The organism is Rhizobium sp. RU36D (assembly GCF_900176345.1).
Lineage (GTDB): Bacteria > Pseudomonadota > Alphaproteobacteria > Rhizobiales > Rhizobiaceae > Allorhizobium.
Genome location: NZ_FWXU01000004.1, coordinates 96,066 through 115,782, shown reverse-complemented (window position 1 = coordinate 115,782; position 19,717 = coordinate 96,066). Strand labels below are relative to the sequence as shown.

General features: G+C 59.9%; 19 protein-coding genes and 2 tRNA genes. 8 read left to right on the top strand and 13 right to left on the bottom strand.

All coding sequences use genetic code 11. From position 1 onward, the window contains the following. Positions 1 to 7: 7 nt before the first annotated feature. The gene (locus tag B9A97_RS06740) at positions 8 to 592 is read right to left on the bottom strand and encodes a cold-shock protein (protein ID WP_084364267.1); all 585 of its coding nucleotides are present in this window, start codon (positions 590 to 592) and stop codon (positions 8 to 10) included. Positions 593 to 781: 189 nt separating this feature from the next. Here B9A97_RS06740 and gloA point away from each other — a divergent pair, with 189 nt between their 5' ends. The 3 genes from gloA to B9A97_RS06725 all read left to right on the top strand — a co-directional run bounded on the left by gloA (position 782) and on the right by B9A97_RS06725 (position 2,307). Further along, positions 782 to 1,222: a lactoylglutathione lyase gene (gene gloA, locus B9A97_RS06735; protein WP_084364266.1), complete on the top strand. Its 441-nt coding sequence runs from the start codon at positions 782 to 784 to the stop codon at positions 1,220 to 1,222. Between the two features lie 126 nt (positions 1,223 to 1,348). Further along, positions 1,349 to 2,065, top strand: coding sequence for a hypothetical protein (locus B9A97_RS06730; RefSeq protein WP_143530356.1), 717 nt, complete (start codon positions 1,349 to 1,351; stop codon positions 2,063 to 2,065). A 167-nt stretch (positions 2,066 to 2,232) separates the two neighbouring features. Next, positions 2,233 to 2,307: transfer RNA gene (locus B9A97_RS06725), tRNA-Glu, on the top strand. A 138-nt stretch (positions 2,308 to 2,445) separates the two neighbouring features. Here B9A97_RS06725 and B9A97_RS06720 read toward each other — a convergent pair. The 4 genes from B9A97_RS06720 to B9A97_RS06705 form a co-directional block, all read right to left on the bottom strand. Next, the gene (locus B9A97_RS06720; RefSeq protein WP_244564149.1) at positions 2,446 to 3,366 is read right to left on the bottom strand and encodes a methylenetetrahydrofolate reductase; all 921 of its coding nucleotides are present in this window, start codon (positions 3,364 to 3,366) and stop codon (positions 2,446 to 2,448) included. A 146-nt stretch (positions 3,367 to 3,512) separates the two neighbouring features. After that, positions 3,513 to 4,361, bottom strand: coding sequence for a formyltetrahydrofolate deformylase (gene purU, locus B9A97_RS06715; protein ID WP_084364263.1), 849 nt, complete (start codon positions 4,359 to 4,361; stop codon positions 3,513 to 3,515). A gap of 256 nt (positions 4,362 to 4,617) precedes the next feature. Next, the gene (locus B9A97_RS06710; RefSeq protein WP_084364454.1) at positions 4,618 to 6,030 is read right to left on the bottom strand and encodes a vanillate/3-O-methylgallate O-demethylase; all 1,413 of its coding nucleotides are present in this window, start codon (positions 6,028 to 6,030) and stop codon (positions 4,618 to 4,620) included. A gap of 98 nt (positions 6,031 to 6,128) precedes the next feature. Then, entirely contained in the window at positions 6,129 to 6,863 is a 735-nt protein-coding gene (locus B9A97_RS06705) for a GntR family transcriptional regulator (protein ID WP_084364453.1), read from the bottom strand. A 266-nt stretch (positions 6,864 to 7,129) separates the two neighbouring features. On the opposite strand from B9A97_RS06705, the gene B9A97_RS06700 reads away from it, so the two are divergent. The 3 genes from B9A97_RS06700 (at position 7,130) to B9A97_RS06690 (ending at position 8,456) form a co-directional block, all read left to right on the top strand. Continuing rightward, positions 7,130 to 7,204, top strand: a tRNA-Glu gene (locus B9A97_RS06700). A 451-nt stretch (positions 7,205 to 7,655) separates the two neighbouring features. Further along, positions 7,656 to 8,015 (top strand): STAS domain-containing protein, encoded by a 360-nt coding sequence (locus B9A97_RS06695; RefSeq protein WP_084364262.1) that lies wholly within the window; start codon positions 7,656 to 7,658, stop codon positions 8,013 to 8,015. 9 nt (positions 8,016 to 8,024) lie between these two features. Beyond that, positions 8,025 to 8,456, top strand: a complete 432-nt coding sequence (locus B9A97_RS06690) for an ATP-binding protein (protein WP_084364261.1) — start codon at positions 8,025 to 8,027, stop codon at positions 8,454 to 8,456. Between the two features lie 37 nt (positions 8,457 to 8,493). Here the strand turns inward: B9A97_RS06690 and B9A97_RS06685 are convergent, their stop codons facing one another. From B9A97_RS06685 to B9A97_RS06655, 7 genes are all read right to left on the bottom strand, one after another. Further along, the gene (locus B9A97_RS06685) at positions 8,494 to 9,879 is read right to left on the bottom strand and encodes an FGGY-family carbohydrate kinase (RefSeq protein ID WP_084364260.1); all 1,386 of its coding nucleotides are present in this window, start codon (positions 9,877 to 9,879) and stop codon (positions 8,494 to 8,496) included. Next, a complete protein-coding gene (rhaM, locus tag B9A97_RS06680) occupies positions 9,876 to 10,199 on the bottom strand; it encodes an L-rhamnose mutarotase (RefSeq protein ID WP_084364259.1) in 324 nt (107 codons plus the stop codon). The genes B9A97_RS06685 and rhaM overlap by 4 nt, the downstream gene beginning before the upstream one ends. Then, positions 10,199 to 11,212: an ABC transporter permease gene (locus B9A97_RS06675; RefSeq protein ID WP_084364258.1), complete on the bottom strand. Its 1,014-nt coding sequence runs from the start codon at positions 11,210 to 11,212 to the stop codon at positions 10,199 to 10,201. The genes rhaM and B9A97_RS06675 overlap by 1 nt, the downstream gene beginning before the upstream one ends. Then, entirely contained in the window at positions 11,209 to 12,210 is a 1,002-nt protein-coding gene (locus tag B9A97_RS06670; protein ID WP_084364257.1) for an ABC transporter permease, read from the bottom strand. The genes B9A97_RS06675 and B9A97_RS06670 overlap by 4 nt, the downstream gene beginning before the upstream one ends. 9 nt (positions 12,211 to 12,219) lie before the next feature. After that, positions 12,220 to 13,758 (bottom strand): sugar ABC transporter ATP-binding protein, encoded by a 1,539-nt coding sequence (locus tag B9A97_RS06665; protein WP_084364256.1) that lies wholly within the window; start codon positions 13,756 to 13,758, stop codon positions 12,220 to 12,222. A gap of 170 nt (positions 13,759 to 13,928) precedes the next feature. Beyond that, positions 13,929 to 14,924, bottom strand: a complete 996-nt coding sequence (rhaS, locus tag B9A97_RS06660; RefSeq protein ID WP_084364255.1) for a rhamnose ABC transporter substrate-binding protein — start codon at positions 14,922 to 14,924, stop codon at positions 13,929 to 13,931. A 53-nt stretch (positions 14,925 to 14,977) separates the two neighbouring features. After that, on the bottom strand, positions 14,978 to 15,790 hold the full coding sequence (locus B9A97_RS06655; protein WP_084364254.1) for a DeoR/GlpR family DNA-binding transcription regulator: 813 nt from the start codon (positions 15,788 to 15,790) through the stop codon (positions 14,978 to 14,980). A 200-nt stretch (positions 15,791 to 15,990) separates the two neighbouring features. Between B9A97_RS06655 and B9A97_RS06650 the strand changes: the two genes are divergently transcribed. Next, a complete protein-coding gene (locus B9A97_RS06650) occupies positions 15,991 to 18,087 on the top strand; it encodes a bifunctional rhamnulose-1-phosphate aldolase/short-chain dehydrogenase (RefSeq protein WP_084364253.1) in 2,097 nt (698 codons plus the stop codon). A gap of 49 nt (positions 18,088 to 18,136) precedes the next feature. Here B9A97_RS06650 and B9A97_RS06645 read toward each other — a convergent pair whose 3' ends face one another. After that, entirely contained in the window at positions 18,137 to 18,295 is a 159-nt protein-coding gene (locus tag B9A97_RS06645; protein ID WP_084364252.1) for a YqaE/Pmp3 family membrane protein, read from the bottom strand. A 79-nt stretch (positions 18,296 to 18,374) separates the two neighbouring features. On the opposite strand from B9A97_RS06645, the gene rhaI reads away from it, so the two are divergent. After that, positions 18,375 to 19,667 (top strand): L-rhamnose catabolism isomerase, encoded by a 1,293-nt coding sequence (gene rhaI, locus B9A97_RS06640; protein WP_084364251.1) that lies wholly within the window; start codon positions 18,375 to 18,377, stop codon positions 19,665 to 19,667. Positions 19,668 to 19,717: the final 50 nt, after the last annotated feature.

The following is a 19,717-nucleotide window of genomic DNA, read 5'->3' as shown; positions in this document are numbered from 1 at the left end:
TCAAGCCTCAATGAGCCCTGACGGCCGGGCTTGGACCTGGATTGTCGGGGTGAATTTCCGCCGCCATCAGGCCCTTGTCGCCATTGCCGTAGCGTACAAGAACGGTCTGGCCGGGCCGAAGTTCCGTCAAGCCGAAACGGCGAAGCGTTTCCATATGGACAAAAATGTCTTCAGTGCCCTCGCCGCGCGTCAGGAAACCAAATCCCTTGGTGCGGTTGAACCACTTGACGATGACCCGCTCCAGACCGCTCGATGGCGTGACCTGCACATGGGTCCTGACCGGCGGCAGCTGCGACGGGTGCACGGCCGTGGACTGATCCATGGAGAGGATGCGGAAGGCCTGGTAACCGCGATCGCGCTTCTGGATCAGGGCGACGATGCGGGTGCCTTCCAGGATCGTCTGGTAGCCGTCCCGCCTCAGGCAGGTGACATGCAGCAGCACGTCCTGCATGCCATTGTCAGGCACGATGAAACCGAAGCCCTTTGCAACGTCGAACCATTTGACAACGCCGGTGATTTCAATCAAATCGACGGCTTCGCCAGACAGCTCTTCGAGGCCAGCAAGCCCTTTCGATGAAATTCTGTCCGCCATTTCCTGCCAGCCCCTCGGTAACGCGTCACATTGCAACAGTTAACTGATTCTTGACGAACAGATTAACATCTCGCCAATGCATGAGCGCAAGCCCTAGTTTGCAATATACCCAGCTGCTTTTTTGGCCGGATAGCCTTGCCCGAAACTGTCCGCTGGCCCATATCGGCACAAACAAAACAGGAGACATTGATGCGCTATCTACACACCATGGTCCGGGTCAAGGATCTCGATGCGTCGCTTGCTTTCTACACTGACGTCTTCGGCCTGAAAGAGGTGCGGCGGATCGAAAACGAGAAGGGTCGCTTTACCCTGGTGTTCCTGACAGCGGATGAGGATTTTGTCGAGGCGACCGAGTCGAAATCACCATGCCTCGAACTGACCTACAACTGGGACACGGAAGACTATACCGGCGGTCGTAATTTCGGGCACCTCGCCTATGAGGTCGACGATATCTACGCGATCTGCCAGAAGCTGATGGACAGTGGCGTCGCGATCAACCGCCCGCCCCGCGACGGTCACATGGCATTCGTGCGTTCGCCGGATGGCATCTCGATCGAAATCCTGCAGAAGGGCGGTAGCCTGGCCCCCGCAGAGCCCTGGCTGTCCATGCCCAATACCGGAAGCTGGTAATCTGCGACCGCGCCCGCCTCGCGCAAGCCAGGCGGGCTATTCCTAGGGCTCTAGTCAGAGCCGGATGAGCCGGCAGACGGCGCAAGCGCGCTTCCAGAGGCTCACCGGCAACGGGAGCCTCTCATCTTGTCCAAGACATCAGTCGTTTTTCGTCATCACCACCGCGCCACGCCGCTGACACTCAGCCTTGTGGCGGGATTGATCTTGAGCGGGTGCACCACGACTGGCGGTAAGCAGGCGAGCCTGCCGGATGCTCCCAAAAACGAGAAGCAGACACAGAACCGGATCGCTACCGCACCAGTGCCAGCCCGCCTCCCGGAAGAGCGTGCAACCGATGCGCAGATCGCTGCCCTGGGCGAGCCTGTCATGGTCGAGCCGCAACCCGCAGCCCTCGACACGCCGCCAACGCAAATTGCCGATGCAAGTGCCCCGCCGCAGGATTCGGCCCCTCTTGACGAACTTGTCATGGCGCCGACGGCGGCATCGGCCGGCAGCAACAGCATCTTCGCCAGCCGGCAAATGGCCTATGCCCCTGCGGACACGTCCGGCACGGTGCAAGGGTCCACCAGCCTTGTGCCGTCGAATCTCCCAGTTCGCTCCGGAATCAATCCATCGGCGGGCAGCCTGTTCAGCGCGCCGCGGCCAGCGGCAAGCGAGCAGGCCTATGTCGAACCTGCGGCCGTTTCGCAGCCAGACCCAGCGGCCGAGCAACTCGTTACGCCTGAGCCGGCAGAGGTTGCCTATGATCCGGCAGAGCCGGTTTCCGAGGCAGCCGAACCTGCAGAAGACGGCAAGAAGAAATCCTTCTCGCTGATGCGCCTGCTTGGCCGCAAAGGCAGCTGATATCCCCAGGGCGCAGGCTCTGCGCGCCGAGGCTCGCGAACCGTAATCTCTTGTAAATATTCACCTATTCCAGCGCAGTCAGCATGGCTGTCATTTTTTTGAAAAAAATGAAAATAGGCGCTTGCGAGAATAAAAAGCTCTGACTATAAGGGCGCCACGGAGCGCACGCGCCCTTCGTCTATCGGTTAGGACACCAGATTTTCATTCTGGGAAGAGGGGTTCGACTCCCCTAGGGCGTGCCACTCCGTTCAACTATTTTCACTACAATTTTGTGCTTTGAGACCCGTTCGAGCGGCGTTCTGCGACGTTTTCAAAGGCGTAACAGCGATCGCGGCCGCACCATGCCAGCAAGGCGCGACCGGCAGAGACGTCAATGTCTGTCAAAGATGTTTCGGTGTTGAATCCGCCATCTGTTGCGTGGCCCAATCGGCGCAGGCCTTGATTCCACCGAGCGGGAAAAAGTGGATCTGCTCGAAGATCGCGTCTCCGGCGCCAGCTTGGCGTTTCGCCACGTCCTGCAGGATTTCGTCCGGCTCATAAGGAAGCATGAGCTTCGTGATGTCCATGGCGCGTTTTTGCAGGACCTTCAGCGAGGGACCGACACCACAGGCGACTGCGTATTTCAGCAGGGTCTGCAGCTTTGCCGGGCCAGCAATGCCGACATGGACGGGAAGCGTGATCCCACTGGCACGCAGGCGCGAGACCCAGGCAATAACAGGCTCCGCATCGAACGCAAATTGCGTGACGATGGCCATTTCGGCATCCGTGCGCTCTGAAAACTTCTGCTTCCAGCCAAGCGCGTCATCAACAAGACGCGTCGACCCATCGGCATCTATGTCCTTGTTGCCCTCGGGATGACCTGCGACATGGAGCCGCTTGAAGCCGTAGCGGTCAAACAGCCCCGTCTCCATCAACTGCATGGAATTGTCGAAGGCGCCGTGGGGCACCGATACGCCACCGCCCAGCAGCAGGGCCTGGTCCACGCCAGCCTCGCCGTGATAGCGCGCGATCCAGTCCTGGAGTGTCGCGGCATCGGCGATGATGCGGGCAGGAATGTGCGGCATGACCGGGAAGCCATCCTCGCGAAGGCGTTTTGCCGTCGCAACCATGTCCTCGATCGGCGTGCCCTCGATATGGGCGACGTAGACGCGCGTGCCCGCTGGCAGCAAGGTCTTGAAGTCGTCCACCTTGGCCGCCGTGCGCGGCATGACCTCAATGGAGTAGCCCTCCACGATCTCGGCCAATCCGGGAGCATCAACGACGTCCGATCCTGCACTCCGACGTTTGAAAAAATTCAGCACCGCGCACTCTCCTCTCCCAACACCCAATCATGTATACATTATCAGTCTATCTTTTCCAAGGACATCGCGCATATTTGATTTTTCCGCGTGATAACGTTGGAATTCAACCTCTCTTCCTGTCGCCATGAATACATGATGGGGATTTATCACCGACCGAAGACGACCGTCTTTTGGCCGTTCAGCAGGACCCGATCTTCCAAATGCCAGGTTACGGCGCGTGCGAGCACACGGCGCTCTATATCCCTGCCCTTGCGGACGAGATCCTCGGGCGTATCAGCATGGGTGACATGCTCGACGTCCTGGGCGATAATCGGCCCTTCATCGAGATCACCGGTGACGTAATGGGCGGTAGCGCCGATCATCTTGACGCCACGCTCATGAGCCTGATGATAGGGCTTGGCGCCCTTGAAGCCGGGCAGGAAGCTGTGGTGGATGTTGATGCAGCGGCCGGAGAGATATTCCGAAAACTCGTCAGACAAAATCTGCATATAGCGCGCAAGCACAACCAGTTCCGCGCCGGTCTCCTTGATCACAGCCTTGATCCGCGCTTCCTGCTCGTGCTTGGCGCCCTTCTCCATCGGAAAATGATGGTAGGGTATGCCGTGATGCAGCGTCAGGTTCAGGGCGGAACTCGGATGGTTGGAGACGATACCCACCACATCCATGTGCAGTTCGCCGATGCGGTTTCGGTACAGCAGGTCGCCCATGCAGTGATCAAACTTTGACACCAGGATCAGCACCCGCCGCTTTTCATTTGCCGGCCGCAGTGTCCATTCCAACCCGAAGCGTTCCGCCTCCTGCGGAAAACCCGCCTTAAATTCCTCAATCGGGCGATCCAGCGAAAACGCGACGCGCATGAAGAAGCGACCGGTTTCCTTGTCGTCGAATTGTTGCGCTTCGCTGATGTTTCCGCCCGATGCCGCCAGCCGGGTGGCAACTGCCGCAACGATGCCCGGCCGATCCTGGCAATGCAGCGTCAGAATGTAATCCGTCATGATCCAATCCCCAAAGTCACAGGAATGCCGTCACGGTCTGCGCGTGCAGGCCGACTGACATTGCGAGTGTGAAAAGATACGCGGCTCATCTGCCGCTCGCGGTCCAGCGCTGGGCGCGCACCGGCCGTCCGACGCGCCTCAACGGCAAGCGTCGCTCCCTCCCCGCTCCCACGGGTGCCCGATAAAGCCCCGCCCGTTCATCACGGGCGGGTTCATCTCTCAAATCAAGGATTCAACAGCGCCTGACGCCCTGAGATCAGGAACGCTTCGTGCGCCAGCTCTCGGCGTAGTTCTCGCGCGCTTCTCGGGCATAAGGCGTCGGCGATACGCGGACGCGGATTTCCGCCTGCTTGTGGCGCTCGGTCGAGGTCTTGCCGGAACCGCCATTGGGCTCGCCCCAGACCATGGTCAGAACATCGCCTTCCTTGATGTCGGCATCGACGATACCGAGCGACAGCATGCAACGCTCGTTGTAGCTGTAGCCGTTGAACATCGACATGCCGACCATCTTGCCCTCGTGCATGACCTTGTCCGCACTCGTCGAGGCGTAGTTCGGCTGCGGGAAGTCGATCCACTTGTAGTGCTCTTCGCCCGGCTTGAAGGCGGAGGCGATGACGTTGACGACGTCTTCCGCGTTCCACTCGAAGGTCACCTTCTTGCGGTTCTTCTGGCCCTTCATCTTTTCGAGGGCAGCCTTGCCGATGAAGTCGTCCTTCTTCCAGCCGATATAGAAGTCGTAGCCGAGTTCGAACGGATTGACGTAGTAGTCTTCGATGTTGTCAGACTCGAAGCTGCCACCGATCGCACCACCAGCTTCATAGCTGTCGGCACCAAGCCATTCACGGTAGGCGGCGAGCATGCCATCGCCGGTATAGATCGCCGGCAGCGGCGACGGGATCCAGCCCGATTCGAGCGTGTTGGTGGAATAGGCGCGGCTGCCGCAACGCACGAGGTTGACGCCAGCATCCTTGGCTGCCTGCAGGATGACCGAGAGGATGTAGCTCTTGTCTTCGTAGGGACCCCAGATTTCCAGACCCGGTGCGCCGGACATGCCGTGACGCAGCGCCTGCACCTTCTTTGAGCCGACATTGATCCAGTCGACATGGAAGAACTTGATGTCCTGGACCGGGCCGCCATTCATCTTTTCGAAGATCTTGGAGGCTTCTGGGCCCTGGATCTGGTAGCGATAGTGGGTGCGCAGAACGCGCTCGCCCTCGGGGCGCGACGGCGAACGGGGATCGTGCTTGATGCGCACATTCCACTGTCCGTAAGCAGCGCAGAACATCAGCCAGTTGGAGACTGGTGCACGTCCGACGAGGATGAACTTGTCCTGGCGCTCACGGAAAATGATGTGGTCGCCGATGACATTGCCGGCAGGCGTCACCGGAACGAAGTGCTTGGCGCGGTTCAGGTCGAAATTCGAGAAAGAGTTGATGCCGTGATAGGCCAGAAACTTCTCGGCATCAGGACCTTCGACGATGAGTTCGTCCATATGGTGCGACTGATCGAAAAGCACTGCCGAATCACGCCATGCGCGCTGCTCATCGCGCCAGTTGGAAAACTCCGGCGCAACGACCGGGTATACATACATGCCGATTTTTGAGTTGCGCAGCATCTGGACCGTGTTGCCGGCCGCCTGCATTACCGTCGCGAGCGATGAATTTGACACAATCATTCCTCCCTTGAACATGATCTATGTATACATAGACTGGCTCAACTTCGGTCTGCTGGCAAGAGATATTTTTTGGATGAGGCAATCGAAAATGCTTACGGCACGACCAGAGCAAGGCTTGGCACGCGCTCCTTGAGCATGCCGCCCTCCGTCATGACGACCTCGAGATTGCGGCGGGCAGTGCGTGCATGTTCGCGGGCCAAGGCCTCCGCACGGGAGCCTTCGCGAGCAGAAATGGCTGAAACTATGGCTTTGTGCTGCTCCTGCGCAACATGAAGAGACCGGCGAAATGCGGCGATATCGGCCTTGTCAGGCATGAAGGCGGAGGGAGATGCGAAGGGGAGCCTCGTGACCCTCTCCACTTCGCGCTCGATCATGTCGCTGCCGGACAGCGCCGCGAGCTCCTGATGGAATTCGGCATTGTATTTTGAATAGGCCTCGAAATCGACTTCGCCGGGCTGTTCGCCAAAACAATTTTCGAGCCGAGCGACAACAGCCTGTATACAAGAAAGCCCATCAGGACGCATTCCGCGCTCCGCTGCCAGGCGTGCCGCCGTCCCTTCCAGAACGCCGCGCAGCTCGATGGCGTCGATCACATCGGCATAGGTGAATTTGCGTACGACAAACCCGCCGTGGCGTCCGCGCTCAAGGAGGCCCTCCTCGGCCAGCCGCGACATGGCATCGCGCAGCGGCGTGCGGGATATTTCCAGCTCCTCGGCCAGCGGAACCTCCAGCAGACGCGTACCGCCGGTCAGTTCGCCGCTGAAAATCTTCTTTCGCAACTCAATGACGGTCCGCGTCGCGTGGGTGTTGCTCGCTGTTTCCTGCATATTCGCTTCGATCCGTTGGTGTTCGATTCCCTGGAGCCTGTGAAGACTGAAGGAGAATTCAGTCGTTCCGCCGTCCGGCAGCGGCCAGTTCCAGTCGGTGATATTATCTGACATGGAAACGGAAAAAGCTCAAACGCTGCGATTGCAGGCCCATCCAAAGCCAACGCACAGGCTGCCTAAAATTTCTCATCGTCCCTGTGAAAAAACTGCCATTTTGCGCTTGCGGTCTCAGCGAGCCCTGACTATAAGGGCGCCACGAAGCGCACGCGCCCTTCGTCTATCGGTTAGGACACCAGATTTTCATTCTGGGAAGAGGGGTTCGACTCCCCTAGGGCGTGCCACTTCTTCCGTGCGAAGATCTCCCTACATATAGTCATTTGGAAGATTGGATCCGCATTCGGGTTGCTGCCCTGTTGCGTTGGCGTTTCGCAAATCTTCAGATTTATACGTAAGCGATGACTGACGCACCGGACGCCTTGCGCGTTTGATAATTCTCCCGGTCGATTTGGACCCGTCACTCGTATGCGCCGGATATGCGTTTTTCCCGTAGAAACCACACGTCCGGAGCCTTTCTCGTCTTCTCAGGTGACGGTTACGCCGGTGCATCACTAGCCGGTTGGTCACAAACATTTACGCCCAGAACTAGCTCTTGAAAATCGCGCTGCAACACGTTCATATGCGCGCGCCCGCGGTCGGCCTCATCAGGCGACCTTTTGCCCAGGCTCCGCCCGAGCGAAGGCCGATAAGACCCGGGCATTCGAATGCGGCGTGCCAGTGGAAAGGCAGAACACCATGATTACCATTACTGACACCACCGAAGGCAATGCCACGGTCGTCCACCCCATCGGGAAAATGGACACGCTGACGGCCAAGACCTTTGAGGCGCATCTCAAGAAGCATATCGACAATGGTCAGGGTGCCCTGCTCATCAATATGGCCGGCGTCGACTACGTCTCGAGCTTTGGACTTCGTTCTCTGCTGATCGCCGCCAAGATGCTGGCGCCCGCCAATCGCAAATATGTGCTGTTTGCGCTCAATCCGCAGGTTCACGATGTCCTGCGCGTCTCCGGCTTCCTCAAGATCATCAAGGTTGTCGCCAGCCAGGAGGAGGCATTGGCAGAAGTCGCTCCCTCCGCCCCTGACGCCAACTAGGCTGGGGCCATGAGGGGGGATGCTGCCGCAACGGTCTCGGTTGCGAACGATCTGGAGGAACTGGAACGCGTCAATGCGATGCTCAGCGAGTTCGCCGACCAATCCGGCGTGAGCGACGGCGTCCGTACCGCGTTTCTTCTGGTCACCGAGGAACTGCTCGCCAATACGATACGCTACGGCTATGACGGTGGCGTCCAGGACACCATCGAGGTGACCGCCGAAGTCAAGGACGGGCGGCCGCAATTGACTCTGGCGGACGGGGCCAAGTTTTACGATATCACCCAGCCGCCGCGGCAGCCGGACGAAGACGTCAGCCTCGAAGACATGGAAATCGGCGGTCTTGGACTATTTCTTGTTCATGAATATGCCGAAGCCATTTCGCAGACCGTTGAAGGCGGGCGCAACGTCACCCGCATCACCCTGAAAGACCTGGCGGAGTAAAATAAGACCGGCGCTCACCCGCGCCGGCTTCCCCTGGTCAAGATCCCGACTGCAGCGCTTCGCGCCAGGCGCGGGCATAGGCGGCGATCTCGTAGCCGCCGGCAATCGTTATCTCTTCCGTGACGGGCGCTGCGATACCGGTCAGCAGCGCTGCGCCATCCGCGGTCCCGGTCGAGGCGCCTTCCTTCAGCACCTTTACGGGCCTGCCCGTCACCGACGACAAGGCCTTCAGATACACAGCATTCTGCGCGAAAGGCCCCTCCACCACAACAGGGCCATCGGCCTTTAGCAGGTCCAGACAGGCCGCACTCATCAGCGCGATATAAAGCGATGCCGCGACGTAGCGTTCGGCCTCGTCGACCGGATTTCCGATCCAGGCCATGGTCCTGCCGGGAAACGGGCCGGACCCTTCAACCACATTGGGCAGCACCATCACCTGGCGTGCGATGACGGCCTCCACCGCAGCCTCCGCCAGCACGGGATCCGGTCGCCCCAGATCGGCCGTCAGGATTTCGAATTCGCGTCCACCCATGAAGCGTGCTGACGGAACCGGCTGCCCGTAGGCGCTGGTATTTGCCAGGGTGTCGCGCGTAGGGTCTAGAGAGGTCAATTCTCCTCCGACGGCAAAACTGATCACCCAGGTTCCCGTCGAAACCACCGCGAAAGGCGCCGTTCGGCGAACCAGATGGGGAAGCAGCGACGCATTGGAATCATGAATGCCGCAATAGACCGGCAAGGGCCTTGCGAGGCCCAACTGGCTCGCAATTTCAGGCCTGACATCGCCCAGCCTGTCAAAGGCAGACCTCAGAGGCGCCATCAGCTCGCGAATCCCAAGGGTATCGACCAGGGAGGAATAACGCCCCTCCCCGGAAACCCACAGATCCGTGTGGCAGCCCAGGGACGTGGCTTCATTGGCCGCAACCCCCGTCAGCCGGAAGGCCCAGTATTGCGGATAGGTCATGATGGTGCGCACCGCCGAAAACCTGTCGGGAAACCGGGTTTTCAGGAAATGCAACTGGGCACCGAGATTGAGCCCCAGGGCAAGCCGGGGCGAACAGGTTTCGGAAAATGGCGGCCGCGCTGCATCATAGGCGGCGGCGATCTCGGCCGGATAGTCATGCTCGTAGTCGAGCGCTGGCATGGCCAGATCGCCATTGGCATCGAGAAGCACCGCGCTGGCGCCATGGGTGGTAATCGATACGGCGTCATAACCCGGGTGTTTCGCAAACGCTGCGAGAGCCTCCAGGATGAAGATCCACAGACCGTCGACATCATAATGCGGGTAAGGCGGGCCGGGCAGCACCCGGTTCGGCATCCTGCGAGATGCGATTTCCGCACCGGTCGCGGCTTCGATCACCACGACCTTGGCATTGGTCTTGCCGATGTCGAGGACGGCAATCCTGCGGTAAGTCGGATCGGTCATGGCAGATGGAAGACTGTCACGAGATCGGTGGCCACGGGCGAGTTGTCCGGATTGGAGGCCATGATATCAGCCATATGCGCCCACCAGCGCTTCATCACGGGATGATGCGGCAGGTCAGCCATGCCGTGGGTCTTGGGGCGCGTGAGCACGCCAAACAGCGTGTTCGTCTCGCGATCCAGGTGAATGGAATAGTCGCTGATACCCGCGGCATGCAGAAGCTCGACGAGTTCAGGCCAGATTTCATCATGGCGCTTCTTGTATTCTGCGTCCATGCCGGGATTGAGGCGCATCTTGAAAGCGTGTTTTTCCAGTTCGGACATCAAAGACCCCTTGAATGACGCAGGCGGCGCGCGACGATCGGCAAGGCGATGGTCACGATAAGCAGCAGACCGATGAAGATGGACATGACAATGCCCGGCACGTTCAAAAGTCCGAGCCCGAAGGTCACGAGGCCCATCACGAAGGCGGCGATCAGCACGCCGGCAATGGTGCCCGCCCCGCCGAGAATGGACACACCGCCCAGCACGACCATGGTGACGACCTCAAGCTCCCAGCCCTGCGCAATCGAAGGACGGGTCGAGCCGAGGCGCGATGTGAGGCAGACTGCGGCGACGCCGCTCATCAAACCGGTCAGGACGAAGAGGATGAACTTCACCCGATCAACCGGAATCCCGGAAAAGCGGGCCGCGAGCGGATTGTTGCCGATGACATAGACGTGGCGGCCGAAATTCGTCCGATGCAGCAGCACCGCGAATAGGGCCGCGACGACGAGGAAGAGCACGAATTCGAACGAGAACACCCAGACCACATAGCCCTGGCCGAAATAGGCGAAGTCGGCCGGATAATTGCCATAGGCCTTGTCACCCAACACGATGTAGGAAATGCCGCGGAACAGGCTCATGGTGCCGATCGTCACCACGATCGACGGCAGTTTCAGGACGGCGACGAGGAAGCCGTTGAACACGCCGCAACCGAGGCCGACGGAAATGCCGATCGCCACCAGGCCCGGCGCACCGACACCCATCTGGGCTGCGGCCCCCATGGCCGTGGATGCAAGGGCGATGATCGCAGCCACCGAGAGGTCAATCTCGCCGGCGATGATCAGCAGCGCCATGGCAAAGGCAATCATCGCCTTTTCGGTGAAGTTGAAGGTCGCGTCAGACAGGTTCCAGGCATTGAGGAAATAGGGCGATGCCAGTGAGTTGGCGATAAAGATCGCCACGGCGACGGCAAACAGCAGCGCCTCCCAGCTCCCCAGCGCGCGCTTCAGCGGCGTCCCGAGATGGTCGGGTATATAACGCTTCACCTGATCGGTTGGGGTCGCGGCGCTCATGCGGCCACCTCCTTGTTGGCGCCACCGGCGGCGCGGTCACGCAAGATGATCCTGCCCTTGCGGCGTTCGGCGCGGGCATTGAAAACGACGGCCAGAATGATCACGATTCCCGAGATCGCCATCTGGGCGAACGGCGAGATGCCGATCACCGGTAGCGCATTCTTGATGACGCCGAGAAACAGAGCGCCCAGCACGGTGCCGGCAACCGAACCGATGCCACCGGCAATCGAAATGCCACCGATCACGCAGGCCGCGACGCTATCAAGCTCAAACCCTGCCGCGATATCCACATAGGCGACGGCATAACGCGACACCCAGAGATAGCCGCAGAGACCGGCCAGCGCACCGGACAGGACAAACGCCCTGAAGCGGGTGCGTCCCACGTCGATACCGGCATAGACGGCGGCGACAGGATTGCCGCCAGAAGCATAGGCAGACCGCCCGAATTGCGTGCGGCTCAGCACGAACCAGATAATGAGGACGACCGATATCGCGACCCAGGAAAGCACTGGCATTCCGAGCACCGACATGCGGGGAATATTGAGAAAGTCGGGCGACATCTGATGGGCGTTGACCCAGCTGCCGCCTGATAGCACGAAGGCCATGCCGCGATAGATGGTGAGCGTGCCGAGAGTCACGACGATCGGCGGTATCTGCAGCGCCCAGACCAGGAACCCGTTGATCGCGCCAAGCACGGCGCCGATGCCGATGGCGAGCACGATCAGCAGCGCCAGCGGTAGATCGGGATAGGCCGCGTCCAGCATGGCAATGGCCACCCCGGTAAATGCAAGGTTCGCGGCCACCGAGAGGTCGATCGACTTGGTCAGAATCACCGTCATCTGGCCAAGCGCCAGGATGATCAGGATCGCCGTGTCGTTGAAAACATTGGCTAGATTGCCGGGCGTCGCAAAATTCTGCGCGCGGGTGGAGAAGGCAGCAATCATCACGACGATGATTGCTGCCAGCAGGAGTTCTCGATTTTTCAGGAGCCGCTGCATCTTTGTTCCTCAAGCATTGCCGGTAGCGGCGCGCACCAGCGTTTCGGCTGACAGATCAGCCCGATCATAAATTCCGGCCATCAATCCCTCGCGCATGACCAGCACGCGGTCGGACATGCCGAGGATTTCGGGTAGTTCCGACGAGATCATGATGATGGAAAGTCCCTCGCCGGCCAGCTCGCTGATGAAAGCGTGCACGGCGGCCTTCGAGCCGATGTCGATGCCCTTGGTGGGCTCGTCCAGGATGATGACCTTCGGCGCGGTCGCGAGCCATTTGCCGATGACCACCTTCTGCTGGTTGCCGCCGGAGAGCGTGCCGACGGGCACGGACAATGCCGCTGCCCGCAGATCGAGGCGTTCGGCATATTTGCGCGCCAGCTTCAACTCATTGGCCGCCTTCAGAAAGCCACTAACCGATGTTCGCACCAGCGAAGGCAGCGACATGTTCTGGTAAATCGGCATCTGCAGCGCCAGGCCGTGGCGGCCGCGCTCCTCCGGAACATAGACGATGCCGGCATTGATGGCGTCTGACGGCGAGCGGATGTCGAGTGCCCTGCCCTCCAGCGTCAACCGGCCGCTGGCCGGTCTGGTAATACCAAAGAGCGACTGGCACAATTCCGAGCGTCCGGCGCCGATCAGGCCATAGACGCCCAGGATCTCGCCCTTGCGCAGATCGAAGGAGATGTCGCGGAATTCGGTATCGTGGCAATATCTCTCCACCGCAAGCACGGTGCCGCCGATCGCGACCTCCGTCTTGGGGAAGACATCGTGCACATCGCGGCCGACCATAAGCCTGATGATCTCGTCCTGCGGCGTTTCTTTCAGGCGCCCCGACCCGACCATGCGTCCGTCGCGGAAAACCGCGAAATTCTCCGCGATCTCATAGAGCTCATCGAATTTGTGGCTGATGAACAGGATCGCCTTTCCCTGGCGTTTCAGGCCGGCGACAATGCGAAAGAGATCGTCGATTTCCTTGCGCGACAGGGCGGCCGTCGGCTCGTCCATGATGACGATACGCGCATCGACCGAAAGCGCCCGGGCAATCGCCACGAGATGCCGTTGCGCGATCGACAGGTCCTTCAGCTTTATCGTTGGATCGATATTGCTTTCGAGTTCGGCCATCAGCTCGCGCGAGCGCTGGTTTATGGTTTTCCAGTCGATCAGGCCAAAGCTGGTGCGGGGCGCATGACCTAGGAAAATGTTCTCGCCGACGGTCAACTCGTCAAACAGCACCGTCTCCTGGTGGATCGCGGTGACGCCGGCATCGATCGCGGCCTGGGCACTGGCAAATGCCGTCGTCTTGCCGTCGATCAGGATCTCGCCTTCGTTCGGGCGGTAGATGCCGGTCAGGATCTTGACCAGCGTCGACTTGCCCGCGCCGTTTTCCCCGATCAGGGCCGTCACCTCGCCGGGATAAAGCGCGATGCTGACACCATCCAGCGCCTTAACCCCTGGAAATATCTGCGAGATACCCCGCATTTCCAGGATGGGTGTAGATGTCGTGAAGGCGTTTGAGGTCACGTCGAGAGGTTTTGGGCGAACAGTCATGTCTTGTCAGTTTCCTGTGGGCCCCTCATCCGCCTGCCGGCACCTTCTCCCCGCAAGCGGGGAGAAGACACCAGCCATAGCCGTCGGGTCTTTGTCAGGGCACGTTCCCTCTCCCCGCTTGCGGGGAGAGGGCTAGGGTGAGGGGCGGCGCCCCAGTTGAACGTCCGATCTCAGAAGATCTTCGAGAACTGGTCGATATTCGAAGCGTCGTAGACGAAGGGATCGGCCATGGCGGCTTCGCCGTTGTCACCAACCTTGATCGTGCCCATGCGGCCGGCTGCGATGTCCGAACCCGGCTTGCCGTCGGTCTCGCCCTTGACCAGGCGATAGGCGATCTGCGTTGCCGAGTAGCCAAGGTCGATCGGGTTCCAGATCGCGAATTCCTTGGTCGCGCCCGACTTGATGGCGCCGGCCATTTCAGACGGCAGGCCAAGGCCCGTCACATAGACCTGGCCGATCTTGCCGGCATCCTTGACGGCCTGCGATGCTGCGAGAACACCAACCGTGGTCGGAGCGACGATGACCTTGACGTTCGGCGAGGAGGTCAGAAGGCCATTGGCTTCGCGATAGCTCTTGTCGGCGAGGTCATCGCCATAGACCGTCGTGGTCAGGTTCAGGCCCGGAAAGTCCTTGAGCTGCTTCTTCATTTCCTCGATCCAGATATTCTGGTTGGTCGAGGTGGTGGTGGCCGAGAGAATGGCGAAGTCACCCTTGCCGTCAGGCAGATGATCCTTGGCGAGCTGCAGGCACATCTTGCCGATTAGTTCGTTGGACGAGGGGTTGAGATGCATGATGCGGCCCTCGGCGGCAACACCCGAATCCCAGGAAATGACCTTGATACCGCGCTGGGCAGCCTTCTTCAGGGCCGGAACGACGGCGTTCGGATCGTTGGCGGAGATCGCGATGGCGTCAACGCCCTGGGCGATCAGCGAGTTGATCACTTCGATCTGGCCTTCGGCGGTCGTGGTGGTCGGGCCGGTATAGATGATCTCGACGCCGCCGAGTTCCTTGGCCGCTTCCTCGGCGCCCTTGTTGGCCGCCTCGAAGAAGCCGTTGCCGAGCGACTTGACGACCAGTGCGATCTTCACGTCTGCGGCGCTGGCCGAAGACGCCATGGCGATCAGCGTCATGGCGACGCCTGCGAGCAGTTTCTTGGACAATGTCATTGGCAGTTCCTCCCGTTGATGACTGTTGAACCCACCACCCCGATCCGGTCTTTTCACGCGACCGAGGTGGAATCTTCCTTTTCGGCTGAAGCCATGGGCTTCACCGTAATAAGCTTGATGCCCGCATCGGCGACCATGGCGGCCGCCTCGTCGGAAATCCTGTCGTCGGTAATGATGGTCGAGACGTTGTCGAGCGGGCACAAGATCAGGCTCGAGCGCTTCGAGAACTTGCTGGAATCGACCATGATGATCAGCTCATCGGCCTGCTTCATCAGCTTCTGCTCGCTTTGGATGACCAGCGCATCCGATTCCATCACGCCGTGAGCGCTGATGCCCTGGGCGCCGATGAAAATGCGGCGGGCGTAGAAATTGCGGATCGCATCATTGTCGAATGGCGAGAGAATGAGGCTCTGGTCGCGATAAATCGCGCCGCCAGGCACCGATACCGTGCATTTCGAATGCTTCACCAGATGTTCGGCGATCGCAAAGGAATTGGTCATGACCTGCAGCCGCCGCGCAGACATGAAATGAACCATCTGGAATGTGGTGGTTCCGCCATTGATGATGATCGAATCACCTTCCTCGCACAAATCCACCGCACTGCGCGCTATTGCGCGTTTCTTGTCGATATTGATCGATTCGGAAACGCGAAACGGGCGCGCCGCGAGATTGCCCAGCTGTGGCGGATGGACGGCTTCAGCCCCTCCCCGCACCCTGCGCAACTTCCCCTGCACATGCAGGGAAGCGATGTCACGGCGGATCGTTGCTTCAGAAGCCTCAGTTAATTCGGCGATATCCTGCACGGTGATCACAGGCTTTTCCTGGATCGCGCTCAATATAATGCGATGGCGTTCACGTTCGTGCATGGGATCCTCCTGAGGCTGATTAATGCCATTTAACACTCCGCTGTCAATCACAAACGATCAAAAAAGATTATATTGCAGCGCACAATGAAACTTTGTGATCGTTTGTGATTGACAATTCGCGAGGTAATGCGCGATACCTCGCTCAAGGAGACGAACGGCGCAGCGCCCTTCGTGCTAGAAAGAACATTTGGGAGGAAGCGATGACGGGCAAAACCCGCCTTCTCGAAAATCGTTGGGACGACAGCCATGCAGCCAAGCTGGATGAGCCGGGCAAGCTGCTGTATCGCTCCAATCTTTTGGGCGCTGACAAGCGCATCACCAACTACGGCGGCGGCAACACTTCCGCCAAGGTCATGGGAACGGATCCTCTGACGGGCGAAAAGGTCCGTGTCATGTGGGTCAAGGGCTCTGGCGGCGATGTCGGCACCATCAAGCTCGACGGATTCGCCACCCTCTACATGGACAAGCTCGAAGCGCTGAAGGGCATCTACAAGGGCGTGGAAGACGAAGACCGCATGGTCGGGTTCCTGCCCCACTGCACCTTCAACCTCAATCCGCGCGCGGCCTCGATCGATACCCCGCTGCACGGTTTCGTGCCGTTCACGCATGTCGACCATATGCATCCGGATGCGATCATCGCGATTGCCGCATCCAAGAATTCGAGGGAATTGACCCAGCAGATCTTCGGCAACGATATCGGCTGGCTGCCCTGGCGCCGCCCCGGTTTCCAGCTCGGCCTTGATCTCGGCGCCTTCGTCGCGGCCAATCCTAAGGCCAAGGGTGTCGTCCTGGAAAGCCACGGCCTGTTTACCTGGGCTGACGACGCCAAGGATTGCTATCTCCTGACCCTCGATATCATCAACAAGGCGATCGAGTGGTTTGCCAAGGAGACCGAAGGCAAGACGATTTTCGGCGGGGCCGCCGTCACCAGCCTGCCGGCCGAACAGCGCCGCGCCATTGCCTCCAGGCTGATGCCGGAGATCCGTGGCAGAATTGGCAAGGCAGAACGCAAGCTCGGCGATTTCGACGACCAGGATGCTGTTCTCGAATTCGTCAATTCCAAGAATTTGAAGCCGCTCGGGGCTCTTGGTACCTCCTGCCCCGACCATTTCCTGCGCACCAAGATCCGGCCGCTGATCGTCGATTTCGACCCCGCCAATCCCGATGTGGATGCGGTGATTGCCGGTCTCGACCATCAGCTTGAGGACTATCGCGCCGACTACAAGCGTTATTACGAGGCTTGCCGTCACGACAATTCGCCTGCCATGCGCGATCCCAATCCGGTGATCTTCCTGGTCCCCGGTGTTGGTATGCTGTCCTTCGCCAAGGACAAGGCAACCGCCCGCATTGCCGGCGAGTTCTATGTCAACGCCATCAACGTGATGCGCGGCGCCTCCACCGTGTCGGAATATCAGGGCCTGCCGGAGCAGGAAGCATTCGACATCGAATACTGGCTGCTTGAGGAAGCCAAGCTGCAGCGCATGCCGAAGCCGAAGTCTCTGGCCGGACGGGTTGCCTTCGTCACCGGCGGTGCAGGCGGCATCGGTCGCGCAACGGCCGAACGGCTGATGTCGGAAGGCGCCTGCGTGGTTCTGGCCGATATCGATGCGGACGCGCTCGCCGCGACCCAGGCCGATTTCGCCAAGCGCTACAGCGCCGACAGCGTGCGCAGCGTCAAGCTTGACGTGACGCGGGAAGAGCAGGTCGTTTCGACCTTCGCGGAAGCCTGCGTCGAGTTCGGCGGCGTCGACATTCTCGTGTCCAATGCCGGGATCGCCTCTTCCGCACCGGTGGAAGACACGACGCTTGCCATGTGGGACAAGAACATGAGCATTCTTGCGACCGGCTATTTTCTGGTGTCGCGGGAGGCCTTCCGCCTGTTCCGTCGCCAGGGGATCGGCGGCAATGTCGTGTTCGTTGCCTCGAAGAACGGCCTTGCCTCCTCGCCCAATGCGTCGGCCTATTGCACGGCAAAGGCTGCGGAAATCCATCTTGCGCGCTGCCTGGCGCTTGAGGGCGCGGATGCGGGCATCCGCGTTAACACCGTCAATCCGGATGCCGTGCTGCGCGGATCGAAGATCTGGAATGGCGAATGGCGCGAGCAGCGTGCGGCGTCGTCCAAGATCGAGGTTACCGATCTGGAAGAGCATTACCGCAAGCGCTCTATGCTGAAGCTCAACGTCTTCCCGGAAGATATCGCGGAAGCCATCTACTTCCTGGCCTCCGACCTCTCGGCCAAGTCGACCGGCAACATCATCAATGTGGATGCCGGCAACGCCCAGAGCTTTACCCGCTGACATCTTCTCCCAGGACCTGCCGCGGCGCGAATGCCGCGGCGGTGACCGCTTATTTGCGGAGAATGACCCAGATGGCGTGGATGATGCCGGGCACATAGCCGAAGATGGTCAGCAGGATGTTCAACCAGAAATGCAGACCGATGCCCACCTGAAGAAACACGCCCACAGGCGGCAGGATAATGGCGAGCAAGATTCGTACGACGTCCATGAATGCCTCGTGATTGAGTGACGAATTGACTGACAACGCTTAGATGGCGACGATCGTTCGCGGGCGGGAGGAGAAAAGAATGACGGACACGAAAATTTCATCTGACGTGATCGGCAGCGAAAACGACAAGCGCGCCGCCGCCCTTATGTCTGACTACCAGGCGCTCGGGGAAAAGCTGGCCCGCGCCGATATCGATATCGAGGCCATCACCTCCAAGGTAGCGGAATTCCACGTCGCCGTTCCCTCCTGGGGCGTGGGCACCGGCGGCACGCGCTTTGCCCGCTTTCCCGGGCTGGGCGAACCGCGCAACATCTTCGACAAACTCGAGGACTGCTCTGTCATCAATGAGTTGACGCGCGCCACGCCGACTGTCTCGCTGCATATCCCCTGGGACAAGGCCGACCCGACGGCGTTGAAGGCCAAGGGCGATTCGCTGGGCCTTGGCTTCGACGCGATGAATTCGAACACCTTCTCGGATGCGCCGGAGCAAGCACATTCCTACAAGTATGGCTCGCTCAGCCATGTCGACGCCGGCACGCGCGCCCAGGCTGTCGAGCACAATATCGAATGCATCGAGATCGGCGAGGCGCTTGGTTCCAAGGCGCTGACGGTATGGATCGGCGATGGCTCGAACTTCCCCGGCCAGACGAATTTCACCAAGAGCTTCGAGCGTTATCTCGCCGCCATGGGCGAGATCTACAAGAAGCTGCCTGATGACTGGCGCATCTTCAGCGAACACAAGATGTATGAGCCGGCCTTCTATTCGACGGTGGTCCAGGATTGGGGTACCAATCTGCTGATTGCCCAGACGCTGGGTGACAAGGCTTTCTGCCTCGTGGACCTCGGCCACCATGCGCCGAACACCAATATCGAGATGATCGTCGCCCGCCTCATTCAGTTCGGCAAGCTCGGCGGCTTCCACTTCAACGATTCAAAATATGGCGACGACGATCTGGATGCCGGCGCGATCGAGCCCTATCGCCTGTTCCTGGTGTTCAACGAGTTGGTTGATGCCGAGCATCGTGGGGTGAAGGGCTTCCACCCCGCCCACATGATCGACCAGTCGCACAATGTCACGGATCCGATCGAGAGCCTGATTTCCAGCGCCAACGAAATCCGCCGCGCCTATGCCCAGGCGTTGATCGTCGACCGCGTGGCGCTCGAAGGCTTCCAGAACGGCAATGATGCCCTGATGGCATCGGAGACATTGAAGCGTGCCTATCGCACCGACGTGGAGCCGATCCTGGCCGAAGCTCGCCGCCGCGCGGGTGGTGCCATCGATCCGATCGCGACCTACAGGGCCAGCGGCTACCGTGCCAAGGTCGCTGCCGAACGGCCCGCGGTCAAGGGCGGCTCGGGCGGCATCGTCTGAACCTGATAGACCAGCGATAAACAATAAAAAACAGCATGTTGCATCGACAA

Excerpts from the sequence above, each read along its gene's own strand:
- gloA (WP_084364266.1), top strand. The coding sequence starts at position 782 with ATGCGCTATCTACACACCATGGTCCGGGTCAAGGATCTCGATGCGTCG.
- B9A97_RS06645 (WP_084364252.1), bottom strand. The coding sequence starts at position 18,295 with ATGGACGTCGTACGAATCTTGCTCGCCATTATCCTGCCGCCTGTGGGC.
- B9A97_RS06670 (WP_084364257.1), bottom strand. The coding sequence starts at position 12,210 with ATGCAGCGGCTCCTGAAAAATCGAGAACTCCTGCTGGCAGCAATCATC.
- B9A97_RS06675 (WP_084364258.1), bottom strand. The coding sequence starts at position 11,212 with ATGAGCGCCGCGACCCCAACCGATCAGGTGAAGCGTTATATACCCGAC.
- B9A97_RS06740 (WP_084364267.1), bottom strand. The coding sequence starts at position 592 with ATGGCGGACAGAATTTCATCGAAAGGGCTTGCTGGCCTCGAAGAGCTG.
- B9A97_RS06705 (WP_084364453.1), bottom strand. The coding sequence starts at position 6,863 with ATGCAGGAAACAGCGAGCAACACCCACGCGACGCGGACCGTCATTGAG.
- rhaM (WP_084364259.1), bottom strand. The coding sequence starts at position 10,199 with ATGTCCGAACTGGAAAAACACGCTTTCAAGATGCGCCTCAATCCCGGC.
- B9A97_RS06655 (WP_084364254.1), bottom strand. The coding sequence starts at position 15,790 with ATGCACGAACGTGAACGCCATCGCATTATATTGAGCGCGATCCAGGAA.
- purU (WP_084364263.1), bottom strand. The coding sequence starts at position 4,361 with ATGACGGATTACATTCTGACGCTGCATTGCCAGGATCGGCCGGGCATC.
- B9A97_RS06690 (WP_084364261.1), top strand. The coding sequence starts at position 8,025 with ATGAGGGGGGATGCTGCCGCAACGGTCTCGGTTGCGAACGATCTGGAG.
- rhaS (WP_084364255.1), bottom strand. The coding sequence starts at position 14,924 with ATGACATTGTCCAAGAAACTGCTCGCAGGCGTCGCCATGACGCTGATC.
- B9A97_RS06695 (WP_084364262.1), top strand. The coding sequence starts at position 7,656 with ATGATTACCATTACTGACACCACCGAAGGCAATGCCACGGTCGTCCAC.
- B9A97_RS06665 (WP_084364256.1), bottom strand. The coding sequence starts at position 13,758 with ATGACTGTTCGCCCAAAACCTCTCGACGTGACCTCAAACGCCTTCACG.
- B9A97_RS06650 (WP_084364253.1), top strand. The coding sequence starts at position 15,991 with ATGACGGGCAAAACCCGCCTTCTCGAAAATCGTTGGGACGACAGCCAT.
- B9A97_RS06685 (WP_084364260.1), bottom strand. The coding sequence starts at position 9,879 with ATGACCGATCCGACTTACCGCAGGATTGCCGTCCTCGACATCGGCAAG.
- rhaI (WP_084364251.1), top strand. The coding sequence starts at position 18,375 with ATGACGGACACGAAAATTTCATCTGACGTGATCGGCAGCGAAAACGAC.